Here is a 12,553-nt window from a genome sequence, read left to right as displayed (position 1 = left end):
CACGACACGTGTTCCGACGAACGAGTCCCCCGGATCGCTCCCGATAGTGACATAGATCACAAAACCGCCGTACCCTGGTCCAATGAGGCACGTGACCACCGGACCCCGGGACCTGCAGGTCGCCGTGGGCGACACCATCGAACTGCACCTGCCGGAGAACACCTCCCGCGACTACACCTGGTGCCCGACCCACATCGGCAAAGGGCTGCTGCTCAGCGACGTGCGATTCGTGCCGTCCCGGAATCCGCTGCCCGGAGCCGGCAGCGAGCGCATCCTCTACCTGCGCGCCAAGCGGCCCGGCACCTGGCCGGTGTCGCTGCAGCTGCAGCGGGCCGAGCACATGTCGGCGGACGAGCGGAGCATGACCGTCACCGTGACCTGACGGACCACCGCTCGTCGCCCCCAGCCGGTTGTGGGTCGCCCAGGCTCCGGCAGTGCGCCAGGTAGCGCCGTGCCCAGTAGTGCACCGGGCGATGGTCGCTTGCCGCGGTGAGCCGGGCGAGGGCGCGGGTGCGGTCCACCAGCTGCTCGTGCAGGACCCGTTCCAGGACCGCCACCTGGCGCCGGCCACCGGACGTCGCGATCTGCTCCACGCAGCGACTCAGGCGCGCGGCCCGCGCCGACGGGCGCTCGGGCGGCGCGCCGCCCTCCCAGAGGGCCTGTTCCAGGGCGTCCCGGTAGCCGAGCGCGTACTCGAGTTGGTGGCGAAGCCCACCGAGCTCCACCGGGTCGCAGGTGCGTCGACGACGCGCCTCCAGTACCTCGACCTGCGTCCGCGTCAACTGCAGCACCGCCCGAAAATGCGTGGCCAACGTGCTCTCGTCCATCGTTCTTCCTCGCTCGCCCGTATCGTCATCGTCGAGCAAACCCGGTCGCGCTTAGCTGCGGCTTAGCGCGGATCGGCCACGATCGGGCGAGTACACCCGTTCGGAGGCTACGCTGAAATCCGGTCGTTCCGGTCGCACAGGAGGCGAACGCCATGGCAGGACGCATCGTGCACTTCGAGCTCCCCTACGACGACGGTGACCGCGCCCGGTCCTTCTATCGCGACGCGTTCGGATGGTCGCTCGCGGACGTCCCCGGCATGGACTACACCCTCGTCACCACCGGTCCCGTCGACGAGACCGGCACCTCCACCGAACCCGGGTACATCAACGGGGGCATGTTCCGACGCGACGAGCTGAAGAATCCCGTCGTGACCGTCGACGTCGAGGACATCGACGCCGCGCTGCAGAGGATCGAATCGCTCGGCGGGAAGACAGTGACGGGACGTATGCCCGTCGGCGACATGGGGTTCGCGGCGTACTTCTCCGACACCGAGGGGAACGTGATCGGGTTGTGGGAGTCCAGGCGCGACTCGTAACGCACTCCGAGGTCGTCGCTTTCGAGAACTTTCCATGACTCGAGACACTTTCCATGACTCGGGAGAAATAGGTGCGACAAGTACGGCGGCCCGGTTGGTCGGTGCGGTGATCGGAGTGTCACTGTTATCGGTCGCCGGGGGACTGGTCCGTGCGGGTGAGCAGGTGCTGGGGACCGAATCTCGCTATCAGTCGCAATGCTGTGTGCAGTTCGTATCGTCTGGTTGCGATGTCGTATCCCAGTAGCTCACTGGCGTGCCGAGGACTTGGCCGAACTTCTTCGTTCCAACGCTGCTCGTGCAGATGCCGACCGCCGTATTCCGCAAGAGAACATCGACGCGCTTGCCGCGTCGGGTCTGTTCAAGTTGGCCGTGCCGAAACGCTTCGGTGGTCACGAGGCGGACTTCACCACCTTCCTGAAGGTGACGTCCACTCTGGCCCAGTCCTGTGGTTCGACCGCGTGGGTAGCCACGCTGCTCAACGTGGGTGGATGGCTCGTCGGGCTGTACCCGGATCGGGCACAGCCCGACGTTTTCGAATCCGATCCCGATGCCCGGGTGTGTGGCGTCATTGCCCCCAACGCGACGTGCAAGGCCGTCGACGGAGGTCTCGTGGTCAGCGGGAAGTGGGGGTTCGCTTCGGGCAGCCTGCACGCGCAATGGGCGGTTCTCGGTGTGCCCGTCGTCGATGAGGACGGTTTGCAGGTCGATCAGGGGATCGCGTTGATCCCGATGAGCGAGCTCTCCCTCGAGGACACCTGGTATGTGGCCGGCATGCGCGGCACCGGCAGTAATACGTTGATCGCCGACGAGGTATTCGTGCCGGCCCACCGGATTCTCTCGGTGACCCAGGCGATCGAGGGCAACTACCCCACCGAGCACACGGAAGAGGCACTGTACCGGTCCTCGTTCGTCCCGGTTCTGGCATTGGTGCTGGCCGGCCCCGGCTGGGACTCGCGAAGGGGGCACTGGACTTCGTCAAGGCATCTCTTGCCAAGGGTCGGGGAATCTCCTACACCTTCTATGACAAGGCCAACGATTCGGGCTCGACGCAGCTCGACATGGCACAGGCGGCATCGCTCGTGGACACCGCCGAACTGCACTGCTTCCGCGCCGCCGCCGATATCGATGCGGCAGCTCGCGGTGCCGAGTATCCCGATGTCCTGAGCCGGGCCCGGGTGCGGATGGACGTCGGCGTCGTGGCGACACGTGCACGCGAGGCGATGGATTTGTTGCTCAGTGTGCAGGGCGCGGGCAGTTTCGCCGAAGGCAGCCCGCTGCAGCTCAAGTGGCGCGATCTCGAGACCGGATCGCGTCATGCCGTGGTCAACCCGTCCATCAGTGCGGAGGCATATGGACGAGCGCTGCTCAACGTCGATGAGCAGGTGACCCCGCTGATCTGACGAAACGCTGCATGCCCCGGCCGAGATCACCGAACTCCGTCCTCAGTCGATGGACAGGACCAGCTTGCCGAAGTGGGCACGGCTTTCGATGCGTTCGTGGGCGGCACGGACATCGGTCAGAGGACGTACGGAGTCGATCACCGGGTGGAGACCATGGGCATCGAACAGCGAGAGCATCCCGCCGAACTCATCTCGGGTGCCGAGAGTCGATCCGAGGATGGTGTGCTGCCCGAAGTAGAGGGAAGGGATGTCGATGTTCCCGACTGTGCCTGCGGTCGCCCCGAAGACGACGACACGGCCGCCGGGTTTGAGGCAGGAAAGGGACTGGTCGAGGTTGGCGCCGACACCGTCGACGACGACATCGACGCCACCTGTCGCGTCGATGATCTGCTGGGGCCAGTTCGGGTCGGTGTAGAGCACTCCGTCCGTGGCACCGAGCTCGCGAACCCGCTCGATCTTGTCCGTACTCGAGGAGGTGACCAGCACAGTGGCGCCGAGGGTGGCGGCGATCATGATCGAGAAGGTGGACACGCCGCTGCCGGCGCCGAGGACGAGAACGGTGTCGCCGGGGCACAGGCCGGCCCGGGTAACGATCGCGCGGTATGCGGTCAGCGCACCGACCGGCAGCGCCGCGGCTTCCTCCCAGCTGAGGTAGCCAGGTTTGGGGAAGAGGTTGGCGGCAGGTACGCAGACGAGTTCGGCGTAGGTGCCGTCGGTTTCGTCACCGAGGATCGAGAACTGTGCCGACGGGGCAGCGGGGTTGTCGCCCCAGTTCAACCCAGGATAGATGAGCACTTCCTCACCGGTGTCGCGCCGGATGCCGGCACCGTCGATGCCGAGGATGCGAGGAATCGGGAATCCGCGGCCGGAGCGACGGACGAGGATGTCGTGCCAATTGACGGCACTGGCTTTGAGCTCGACGACGGCATGGCCCGGGCTGGGGGTGGGATCGGCCACGGTTTCGAGGACGAGTTGCTCGGGACCGCCCCACTGATGGACAACTGCTGCCTGCACGTAATGGCTCCTTCTGGAGGGCTGGATGGAGTCAGCGCTGATTGTGGACAGCGATAAGTTCCTGGGCGCGCGAAAGGTCTTTGCCTGCGAGCGCTTCGACGAGATCGGAATGCAGCACCAAACGTTCGGCGAGCACTTCCGCCAGGGTCCGACCTTCGACAGGTTCCGCTGAAACAGTATGCGAGGCAAGCACGTCGAGCAGGCTGAGATAGACCGATCGAAGTACCCGACTGGGGCTGGTGCGTGCGATGGCCGCGTGCAGATCCCAATTCGCGCGCAGGAAGGTCAGCACGTCTTCGGTCTCGACCGATCGGCTCATCTCGTCGAGTGCTTGCCGCATACGGGCGATGTCGGCGCGGCCGGCGAACTGGATGGCGTCGTCGATCAACAGGGGATCCAGTGCGCTGCGGATCCGTACCGCGTCGTCGACGGAGGTTTCCGTTCGATCGAGGGCCAAAATGGCGTTGCCGATCCGCACGGCAGGTGTGGGCTCTGCGGCAAACAGGCCTCCGCCCGGACCTGAGCGGACGGTGATCAGGCCCCGCGCCTGCAGCAAACGCAGGGCCTCGTTGAAGGTTCCTTTCGAAACCCCGCAGCGCTCTTGTAGTTCCTGCTTGGTGCCGAGGCGCGCGCCGGGCTCGGCGCTCTCGGCGAGACGGCCGATCGCGAGGGCGGCCTGCTCCGGCCGGGTCAGTGACCCTCGCACCTGCAGGTCCGGCTGGGGGGTGTTCATGCCCTCCACCTGCTCTTTCGTACTCGATCGCAATTCACCATGCCTGATTCTCTCAGACCCCTTGACATGAGACCCAGATCACGTCACAGTATTAAGCATATTCAACATGCTTAATTGGTGTGTGGGTGATCCGCACCATTCCCCTTCCAAACGAGAGGACCTCGGCAATGCAGCCTGAACTGCACGATGTGGTCGTGGTCGGAGCCGGCCCGGTGGGCTTGGCCGTCGGACGGCTGCTGGGCCTGCAAGGTCACGACGTGGTGATCCTCGAACGCTGGCCCGAGCCCTACGGTTTGCCCCGGGCCGTGGTCTTCGACGACGAGATCGGACGCGCCTTCCAGTCCATGGGCCTGAGCGACGAGGTCAAGGCCATCTCCGAGCCGGTGCGCGACTCGTACGAGTGGCGCAACGCCCAAGGCCGGACACTGGTGAAGATCCCGTGGGAGCTCGAGCGCCCATGCGGGTGGGGCACGTCCTTCTTCTCCCAACCCGAGCTCGAACAGGTGCTCGCCGACGCGGTGACCGCCATGCCCAACGTGCGGCTGCGGCGCGGCGCCGAGGTGGTGCAGATCCACGAAACCGACGACGACGTGCTGGTCACCTACACCAGCGCGGTGACCAAGCAACGCCAGGTCCGAGCCCGATACGTGGTCGGATGCGACGGCGCGAACAGCTTCGTCCGCCAGCGCATGGGTGTCTCCATGGTCGACCGGGGATTCTTCTTCGACTGGCTGGTGGTGGACACGAAGCCCCACGACGACGCCGACTGGGCACCGCCGGGCTGGGACGACGTAGACCCGGTGCCGCAGAACTGGCAGATGTGCGATCCGGCGCGACCCACCACCGTGGTGTCCGGCGGACCGGGACGGCGACGCTGGGAGTTCATGCGACTGCCGGGGGAAACACGCGACTGCCTCAACGACCCCGCCAAGGCGTGGGAGTTGCTCGCAGCCTGGGGGCGAACCCCGGAAAACACCGATCTCGAGCGGCACGCGGTCTACACCTTCGGTGCCCGGTGGGCCGACGCGTGGAACAAGGGCCGACTGCTTCTGGCCGGCGATGCCGCCCACCAGATGCATCCGTTCGCAGGCCAGGGCATGTGCTCGGGCATGCGCGACGCGGCGAACCTGTCCTGGAAGCTCGACCGTGTCCTGAGCGGCCGGTCCCGCCCGGCACTGCTCGACAGCTACACCTCCGAACGGACGCGACACCTGCAGTACGCAATCGCGATGTCGGTGGCCCTCGGCAATGTCATCTGCGTCCTGGACCCGGAGCTGGCTGCCGAACGTGACGCCCGCATGCTCGCCGGGGGAGCAGATCCGGCCAAGGTTCTGCCCATCACCGAGCAGCCGGTCCTGGGGTCGGGGATCGTGGCCACGGCCGAGGGCCTCGCCGGACTCGCGGGAACCCATGCTCCGCAGTTCCCGGTGGAAACTGCCGGCGGGCACCCCGCACTGCTCGACGACGTCGTCGGCTACGGCGCGGTTCTGCTGACGTCCGACGCCGCGGTTGCTGCCCGGATCGGCGAAACGCATCGGTCCCTACTCGATGCGGCGAACGTGCGAGTGTTCTCGATCGCGGCGGAAGGCTGCGATCTCGAGGATTCCACTCACGCATGGTCGCGCTGGTTCGCCGACCAGCAGATCGTCGGCGTACTGCTCCGGCCCGACCACTACGTCTTCGGCACCGCTGCCACCCCGGAGCGGCTCACCGACCTTGTCGACGAGTACCACGCCGTCCTCGCTCCGATCTCTGCCGCCACCCCTGTTCCGACAGCCTGACCCCTCACCGCCCCGAGTTCCCTACACAATTTCAGGAGATACCTCTCATGCGTATTGCCAACCTTGCCGGTCGCGCCGCTCTGATCGTCGGAGAGCGCGGTGCCGAGCACGCCTTCGATATCGCCACTGCGAGCGATGGCCGGTTCGGTCCGGACCTGCCGTCGATCTACAACACCTGGGACGAGTTCCGCTCCTGGGCTTCGGATGTGGATTCGACGGAGCAGACCACCCCGGTGCAGCGGGCAGCGCTCGCGGCGCCGTCCCCGGCCCCGCGCCAGGTTTTCGCGGTCGGCCTGAACTACTCCGCTCACGCCGCCGAATCCGGCTTCGAGGCGCCGAGCCAGCTCCCGCCGGTCTTCACCAAGTACGTCTCGAGCTTCTCCGGTCCGGACACCGAGGTCACCATTCCCGCCGGCGGCAACGTCGACTGGGAAATCGAACTCGTGGCGATCATCGGCCGCGAAGGCTTCCAGATCGCCGAGCAGGATGCCTGGGACCACGTGGCCGGATTGACCGTCGGGCAGGACATCTCCGAACGAGTCACCCAGTTGCGCGGACCCGCACCGCAATTCGGACTCGGAAAGTCGTTCCCCGGATTCTCCCCGCAGGGTCCGTGGCTGGTCACCCCGGACGAGTTCGCCGATCCGAGCGATCTGGAGCTCGGCTGCAGCATCGACGGCGAAGAGATGCAGAAGGGCCGCACCCGCGAGCTGATCTTCCCGGTCGGCAAGCTGATCGCCGCCCTCTCGCAAACCGTCACCTTGTACCCGGGCGACGTCATCTTCACCGGTACCCCTGCCGGCGTCGGCGGTGGCCGCACCCCGAAGCGGTTCCTGCAGCCCGGCGAAACCCTCGACAGCTGGATCGAAGGCATCGGCGAACTGCACCAGCGGTTCGTCGCCGCTCCCGCCGCGAAGTAAGAGGAGAACTGTCATGGCATTGCACGGACTGGGCAAAGTCACCATCGGTGTGCCCAATGTGGACGAAAACATCTCCTACTACACCGAATTCGGGCTCGACCACCGCGGTGGCGGCATCTTCGCCACCCAGAATGGTGGCGAGCAACTCGAGATCGTCCATGCACCGATCCGTCGGCTGGTCGAACTCGAGGTCGCTGCGGACGACCCCGACGACATCGCGTCCATCGCCCGGCGACTGGCCCAGCTCGGCGTACCGGTGGTGCACGAAGAGTCTTCTCTGGTGGCCGTGGAACCGGCCACCGGCACCCGAGTGCGTGTCGCGGTACGCTCGCGCATCGTCGTGCCCCCGGTACCGGCCACCCCGTACAACGGGCCCGGACGGATCGACCGCATCGGCCGCGCGCCCTTCTCCTCGCGCACCGAGCCGGTCCGTCCCCGCAAGCTCGGCCACGCCGTGCTCGGCAGTGTCGACTACGAGACGACGCGGAGGTTCTTCACCGAAGGCCTCGGGTTCAAGGTCAGCGATTACGTCGGGGACACGGCCGCCTTCATGCGCTGCTCCACCGATCACCACAACGTGCTCGTCCAGGCCTCGCCGGTGAACTTCCTGCACCACACCAGCTGGCAGGTCGACGACATCGACGAAGTCGGACGCGGCGGATACGGAATGCTCGAAGGACATCCGGAACGGCACGCCTGGGGCCTGGGACGGCATTACGCCGGCTCGAACTTCTTCTGGTACCTGCGCGATCCCGCCGGCAATTACTCCGAGTACTACTCCGATATGGACTGCATCCCCGAAGACGAGGTGTGGACCCCGGAGGTGCTCCACGGGCTGGCCGGCCTGTACTCGTGGGGACCGCCCCTGCCGCCGTCGTTCCTCGAACCCGAAGACCTCGCCGCCCTCATGACCGGCGCGCACTCGAGCAAAGGCTGACCCGCGTGACCGATCATCTCACCCCGCTGCACGCCGGTAAGGCGGTCGCCTCCGCCATCGAGGCGGTCGCAGACATCCCGTCGGGAGCGGCCCTGGCCGTGGGAGGTTTCGGAGTCGTCGGCGTGCCCGACGTATTGATCGCCGCACTCGCCGACCGTGACGTCAGCGGATTCGAGATCTTCTCGAACAACTGCGGCAGCGCGCGCCACGGACTGGACCTGTTGCTCACCGCAGGCAAGATCCGGCGGATGATCTCGTCGTATGTGGGGGAGAACAAGGAATTCGCGCGGCAGTACCTGTCGGGTGAACTCGAGGTGGAGCTGACGCCCCAGGGAACCCTCGCGGAGAAGCTGCGGGCCGGCGGCGCGGGCATTCCCGCCTTCTTCACCCCCGCCGGGGTAGGGACACCGATCTCGCAGGGCGGCCTGCCGTGGCGATACAACGCCGACGGATCCGTTGCGGCGGCATCCCCGCCGAAGGAGATCCGCGAATTCCGCGGCAAGCGGTACGTGCTCGAGGAATCGATCACGGCGGACTTCTCGCTGGTGCACGCGCTCAAGGGCGACACCGAGGGCAACCTGGTGTTCAACAAGGCCGCGATGAACTTCAACCCGCTCGCCGCGATGGCCGGCCGGATCTGTATCGCGCAGGTCGAGGAGCTGGTGGAGCCGGGCGAGATCGATCCGGGCGAAGTACACCTGCCGGGGATCTTCGTCAACCGGATCGTGCACACCGGGGTGCAGGACAAGCAGATCGAGAAGCGGACCGTGTCGGCCGGAAAGGGTGCCTGAGATGACCGTGAGTGTGGACACACAGACCGTCGGCTGGTCGCGCACACAGATGGCGGCCCGGGCTGCTCAGGAGCTGTCGCCGGGGGAGTACGTCAACCTCGGAATCGGCCTGCCGACGCTGATTCCCAACTACCTGCGCGAGGGCGTGAAGGTCACCCTGCACAGTGAGAACGGGATCCTGGGGACGGGGCCGTACCCGACCGAGGACGCGGTCGATCCGGACCTGATCAACGCGGGCAAGGAGACGGTGACGGTCACCCCGGGTGCGGCGTTCTTCGACTCGGCGCTGAGCTTCGGCATGATCCGCGGGGGGCACATCGACACCGCGGTGCTCGGTGGCATGGAGGTCTCGGCCACGGGGGATCTGGCGAACTGGATGGTGCCGGGCAAGATGGTCAAGGGCATGGGCGGGGCGATGGATCTCGTCCATGGGGCTCGCACGGTCATCGTGCTGATGGAACACACCGACAAGCAGGGCAACCCCAAGATCGTCTCGGAGTGCTCGCTGCCGCTCACGGGGGAGGGTGTGGTGCAGCGGATCATCACCGACCTCGCCGTGATCGACGTGACCGACGACGGCCTGGTGCTGCGCGAGTGCGCACCCGGTGTCAGCGAAGAGCAGGTGCGCGCAGCCACCGGCGCCCCGCTGCACCACCTCGAAGCTCAACCCGCCTGAGAACACTGTCGCAGCCCGACCGCACTGCCGAACCCGGCCACTCCCAGAAAGAACCACCGGTCATGCCTATCGCCCACGTGGTGACCTTCAGCTTCACCGCGAACACCACATCAGAGACGATCGACGCGCTCTCCCGCGCGCTCGAGGCCGTCTCCCACTCCTGCTCGGGTATCGAGTCCTACCACCACGGTGCCGACCTGCGCCTGCGGCCGGGAAACGCGGACTACGCCGTCGCCGCCGTCTTCCGTGACCAACAGGCACTCAGCGACTACATGACCGATCCACAGCACCAACGCGTCAACACCGAGTTCGCGAGTTTCGTCGCCGCCAAGTCATCGGTGCAGTTCCCGGTGCCCTGACCCGGCCGAGACAGCAATGCATCGATCCTCGCCCCGGCCCACCCCGGATCTGCGCCGGATCCGCGATGGCGTCAACAGGCGGCGTGCCGCTCACTCGGAGACTGCAGATTGTCACTTCATGCCTCGGCTAGCTTACGTAAGGCCTGCATATCGGCCGGGGGAGTGTCCGATAAACGGTGGATCCGGCCTGGCATCGGTTAGTTGATGCGTCCTTCGAAAGTGATCGCGAAGGCGTTCAAGGCAGGCTTCCACCTCGTCGCCCATCGTGCCCTACCCCGACCGGTCGGGTCCAGCGCTCGGGTCGCGAGATAGAGGCACTCGAGGGCGGCCTGCTCGGTCGGGAAGTGCCCACGGGCCCGGATCGCACGCCGGTAGCGGGCATTGACCGACTCGATCGCGTTCGTCGAGCAGATCACGCGTCGGATCTCGACGTCGTAGTCGAGGAACGGGACGAACTCGCTCCACGCGTTGTCCCACAGCCGGACGATCGCCGGGTACTTCGGTCCCCACTTGGTGGAGAACTCGACGAATCGTTCCTTGGCTGCGGCCTCCGTCGGGGCGGTGTACACCGGTTTGAGATCCCGCGACATCTCGTCCCAATGCTGCCGTGGTGCGAATCGAAAAGTGTTGCGGATCAAGTGGATAACGCAAGTTTGCACCACAGCGAGTTCCCACACGGTGTTGATCGCCTCCGGCAGACCCTTCAACCCGTCGCACACGACGATGCACACATCGGCGACCCCGCGGTTCTTGATCTCGGTGAGCACCGCCAGCCAGAACTTCGCGCCCTCACCGCCGTCCCCGGCCCACAGCCCCAAGATGTCGCGCTTGCCGTTGACGGTCACCCCGATCGCGACGTAGATCGGCGGGTTGGTGACCTGCCCGTCGCGGATCTTGACGTGGATGGCATCGATGAACACCACCGGATACACCCGGTCCAGCGGCCGGTTCTGCCACTCGGTCATCTCCTCGAGCACCTTGTCGGTGATGCGGGAGATGGTGTCCTTCGACACCGAGGCCCCGTAGATGTCCTGGAAGTGTGCCGAGATCTCCCCGGTGGTCAAGCCCTTGGCGCTGAGCGAGAGCACGATCTCGTCGATCCCGGTCAGCCGGCGCTGCCGTTTGCGCACGATCTTCGGCTCGAAACTCGACTCGGTGTCCCGGGGGACCTCGATCTCGACCGGGCCGATCTCGGTCAGCACCGTCTTCGACCTGGTGCCGTTGCGGGAGTTGCCGCTACCACGGCCGGCCGGGTCGTGCTTCTCGTAGCCGAGGTGCTCGGTCATCTCCGCGTCCAGCGCGGTTTCGAGCACGTTCTTCGTCAACTGCCCCAGCAGCCCGTTCGGGCCCATCAGCTCGATTCCCTGCTCCTTGGCCTGGGCCAGGAGTTGCTGCGCAAGCTGCTGCTGCTCCACCTCGTCCGCCATGGGCTCCAGTGTTTCCGTCATGGTCGTTCCCTCCCGCCAAGCGCGCTGCTCGGCGTGTCAGGCCAACCCGGATCCACCGTTGTTCAGACAGTCCCTCGGCCGGATACAGGGCTGTATTGAGGCGGTGACGGTCGCGCGGGAATGCGGGTGGTGGCGGGTGAACGGACCTCAGTGGGCGAGGTAGCGCAGCATCACCACGGTATTGAAGTGCCTGGTCTCGGCCAGTCGGAGCGGCAGGCGCTTGTCCAGTGTCGGGAAGAGTGGGGTGCCGCCGCCGAGCACTACCGGTGAGAGGAACAGGTGGTACTCGTCGATGAGGCCGTGCGGGATCAGTGAGGCCGCCAGGCCCGCGCCACCGACCTCCATGGCGCCGTCGCCTGCGGCTTTGAGTCTGCGGACTTCCTCGACGGCGTTCTCACGGATCAGGGTGCTGTTCCAGTGGACCTCGGGGAGGGTCCGGGAGAAGACGACCTTGGGTTTGGTTGTCCAGAGCTCGCCGAATTCGCGTTCGATGCGCGGCGCGTTCTCGGGCACGTGCGGCCAGTACCCGGCCATCAGTTCGTAGAGTCGGCGGCCGTGCAGCGAGATCTCGATCCGGCGGTATCTGTCGTTGTGGAACTGGTGCACTTCCTCGTCGGGGGCGGTCCAGTCGATGTTGCCGTGGCGGTCGTTGATGTAGCCGTCCAGGGACACCCCGAACCCGTAGATCAGTTTCCTCATGACGGGGTAGACCTCCGGTGCGCTGTGAACTCATCGGGTCCTCGGTGTTGCTCGGTGTGCGGGGTGCGATGCCTGATCGGAGGCGGTGTCCGAGGACGCGCTCGGGAGTTGTGCGCCGTGTTCTCCCGGGCATTTCCTCGGTCTGTGTTCCATCGTCGGTGGCCGAGCTCGGACACGGTGTCGGCCTGCCTTGGCCGGGCCCGGGTGTCGACGGCCGGTGGGTTTCGGGGCGGATCGAGTCGCCGGTCCACCACTGGTGTGTTCTCTCGGGTGATCGCTCCTACCAGGGCCGACGGGATGCGGGTGTGGTGGGTGGCTGCTGGTCACCGGCGACGGCCAGGCCGGCGCCGTCCTGCACGGCGGCGAGATCGATTCGGTGATCGCGCACCGAGACTGCCCCCACTCGCGCGCGGCGCGGGCGATGCTCCGGCA

14 protein-coding genes and 1 pseudogene are annotated in these 12,553 nt (G+C 66.3%); 10 read left to right on the top strand and 5 right to left on the bottom strand.

Annotated elements, in window-relative coordinates; genetic code table 11:
- Positions 1–82 precede the first annotated feature (82 nt).
- A complete protein-coding gene (locus tag G6038_RS01570) occupies positions 83–382 on the top strand; it encodes a protease inhibitor I42 family protein (RefSeq protein WP_040271220.1) in 300 nt (99 codons plus the stop codon).
- Here the strand turns inward: G6038_RS01570 and G6038_RS01565 are convergent.
- Positions 369–827 (bottom strand): hypothetical protein, encoded by a 459-nt coding sequence (locus G6038_RS01565; RefSeq protein WP_165035569.1) that lies wholly within the window; start codon positions 825–827, stop codon positions 369–371. The two genes, G6038_RS01570 and G6038_RS01565, sit on opposite strands and share 14 nt — an antisense overlap.
- A gap of 152 nt (positions 828–979) precedes the next feature.
- Between G6038_RS01565 and G6038_RS01560 the strand changes: the two genes are divergently transcribed.
- The 3 genes and pseudogenes from G6038_RS01560 (at position 980) to G6038_RS31100 (ending at position 2,763) form a co-directional block, all read left to right on the top strand.
- Positions 980–1,363, top strand: a complete 384-nt coding sequence (locus G6038_RS01560; protein WP_165035568.1) for a VOC family protein — start codon at positions 980–982, stop codon at positions 1,361–1,363.
- Between the two features lie 195 nt (positions 1,364–1,558).
- Positions 1,559–1,798, top strand: a pseudogene (locus G6038_RS31105) (acyl-CoA dehydrogenase family protein); the annotation flags it as partial.
- Positions 1,799–2,175: 377 nt separating this feature from the next.
- On the top strand, positions 2,176–2,763 hold the full coding sequence (locus tag G6038_RS31100; RefSeq protein WP_346772725.1) for a hypothetical protein: 588 nt from the start codon (positions 2,176–2,178) through the stop codon (positions 2,761–2,763).
- A 42-nt stretch (positions 2,764–2,805) separates the two neighbouring features.
- Here G6038_RS31100 and G6038_RS01550 read toward each other — a convergent pair whose 3' ends face one another.
- Positions 2,806–3,777 (bottom strand): zinc-binding dehydrogenase, encoded by a 972-nt coding sequence (locus G6038_RS01550; RefSeq protein WP_165035567.1) that lies wholly within the window; start codon positions 3,775–3,777, stop codon positions 2,806–2,808.
- A gap of 31 nt (positions 3,778–3,808) precedes the next feature.
- Positions 3,809–4,510, bottom strand: coding sequence for an FCD domain-containing protein (locus G6038_RS01545; RefSeq protein WP_165035566.1), 702 nt, complete (start codon positions 4,508–4,510; stop codon positions 3,809–3,811).
- Positions 4,511–4,677: 167 nt separating this feature from the next.
- On the opposite strand from G6038_RS01545, the gene G6038_RS01540 reads away from it, so the two are divergent.
- From G6038_RS01540 to G6038_RS01515, 6 genes are all read left to right on the top strand, one after another.
- Entirely contained in the window at positions 4,678–6,291 is a 1,614-nt protein-coding gene (locus G6038_RS01540; protein WP_165035565.1) for a bifunctional 3-(3-hydroxy-phenyl)propionate/3-hydroxycinnamic acid hydroxylase, read from the top strand.
- Between the two features lie 47 nt (positions 6,292–6,338).
- Positions 6,339–7,211: a fumarylacetoacetate hydrolase family protein gene (locus tag G6038_RS01535; RefSeq protein WP_165035564.1), complete on the top strand. Its 873-nt coding sequence runs from the start codon at positions 6,339–6,341 to the stop codon at positions 7,209–7,211.
- A gap of 13 nt (positions 7,212–7,224) precedes the next feature.
- A complete protein-coding gene (locus tag G6038_RS01530; RefSeq protein ID WP_165035563.1) occupies positions 7,225–8,148 on the top strand; it encodes a VOC family protein in 924 nt (307 codons plus the stop codon).
- Between the two features lie 5 nt (positions 8,149–8,153).
- Positions 8,154–8,939 (top strand): CoA transferase subunit A, encoded by a 786-nt coding sequence (locus G6038_RS01525; protein ID WP_165035562.1) that lies wholly within the window; start codon positions 8,154–8,156, stop codon positions 8,937–8,939.
- A gap of 1 nt (position 8,940) precedes the next feature.
- Entirely contained in the window at positions 8,941–9,615 is a 675-nt protein-coding gene (locus G6038_RS01520; protein ID WP_165035561.1) for a CoA transferase subunit B, read from the top strand.
- Between the two features lie 62 nt (positions 9,616–9,677).
- Complete coding sequence (locus G6038_RS01515; RefSeq protein WP_165035560.1) at positions 9,678–9,974, top strand: Dabb family protein; 297 nt, start codon at positions 9,678–9,680, stop codon at positions 9,972–9,974.
- Positions 9,975–10,171: 197 nt separating this feature from the next.
- Here G6038_RS01515 and G6038_RS01510 read toward each other — a convergent pair whose 3' ends face one another.
- On the bottom strand, positions 10,172–11,422 hold the full coding sequence (locus G6038_RS01510; protein ID WP_165035559.1) for an IS256 family transposase: 1,251 nt from the start codon (positions 11,420–11,422) through the stop codon (positions 10,172–10,174).
- Between the two features lie 147 nt (positions 11,423–11,569).
- Positions 11,570–12,121 carry a dihydrofolate reductase family protein gene (locus G6038_RS01505; protein ID WP_165035558.1) on the bottom strand — a complete coding sequence of 184 codons (552 nt, stop codon included), beginning with the start codon at positions 12,119–12,121 and terminating at the stop codon, positions 11,570–11,572.
- Positions 12,122–12,553: the final 432 nt, after the last annotated feature.

This window comes from Rhodococcus sp. 14C212, from assembly GCF_011058195.1.
In the GTDB taxonomy this organism is placed as follows: Bacteria; Actinomycetota; Actinomycetes; order Mycobacteriales; family Mycobacteriaceae; genus Rhodococcus; species Rhodococcus aetherivorans.
Note: the sequence above shows the minus strand (reverse complement) of the source record. Positions and strands in the feature narration are given on the sequence as shown.

Excerpts from the sequence above, each read along its gene's own strand:
- G6038_RS01570 (WP_040271220.1), top strand. The coding sequence starts at position 83 with ATGAGGCACGTGACCACCGGACCCCGGGACCTGCAGGTCGCCGTGGGC.
- G6038_RS01515 (WP_165035560.1), top strand. The coding sequence starts at position 9,678 with ATGCCTATCGCCCACGTGGTGACCTTCAGCTTCACCGCGAACACCACA.
- G6038_RS01520 (WP_165035561.1), top strand. The coding sequence starts at position 8,941 with ATGACCGTGAGTGTGGACACACAGACCGTCGGCTGGTCGCGCACACAG.
- G6038_RS01540 (WP_165035565.1), top strand. The coding sequence starts at position 4,678 with ATGCAGCCTGAACTGCACGATGTGGTCGTGGTCGGAGCCGGCCCGGTG.
- G6038_RS01535 (WP_165035564.1), top strand. The coding sequence starts at position 6,339 with ATGCGTATTGCCAACCTTGCCGGTCGCGCCGCTCTGATCGTCGGAGAG.
- G6038_RS01510 (WP_165035559.1), bottom strand. The coding sequence starts at position 11,422 with ATGACGGAAACACTGGAGCCCATGGCGGACGAGGTGGAGCAGCAGCAG.
- G6038_RS01530 (WP_165035563.1), top strand. The coding sequence starts at position 7,225 with ATGGCATTGCACGGACTGGGCAAAGTCACCATCGGTGTGCCCAATGTG.
- G6038_RS01505 (WP_165035558.1), bottom strand. The coding sequence starts at position 12,121 with ATGAGGAAACTGATCTACGGGTTCGGGGTGTCCCTGGACGGCTACATC.
- G6038_RS01565 (WP_165035569.1), bottom strand. The coding sequence starts at position 827 with ATGGACGAGAGCACGTTGGCCACGCATTTTCGGGCGGTGCTGCAGTTG.
- G6038_RS01545 (WP_165035566.1), bottom strand. The coding sequence starts at position 4,510 with ATGAACACCCCCCAGCCGGACCTGCAGGTGCGAGGGTCACTGACCCGG.
- G6038_RS01560 (WP_165035568.1), top strand. The coding sequence starts at position 980 with ATGGCAGGACGCATCGTGCACTTCGAGCTCCCCTACGACGACGGTGAC.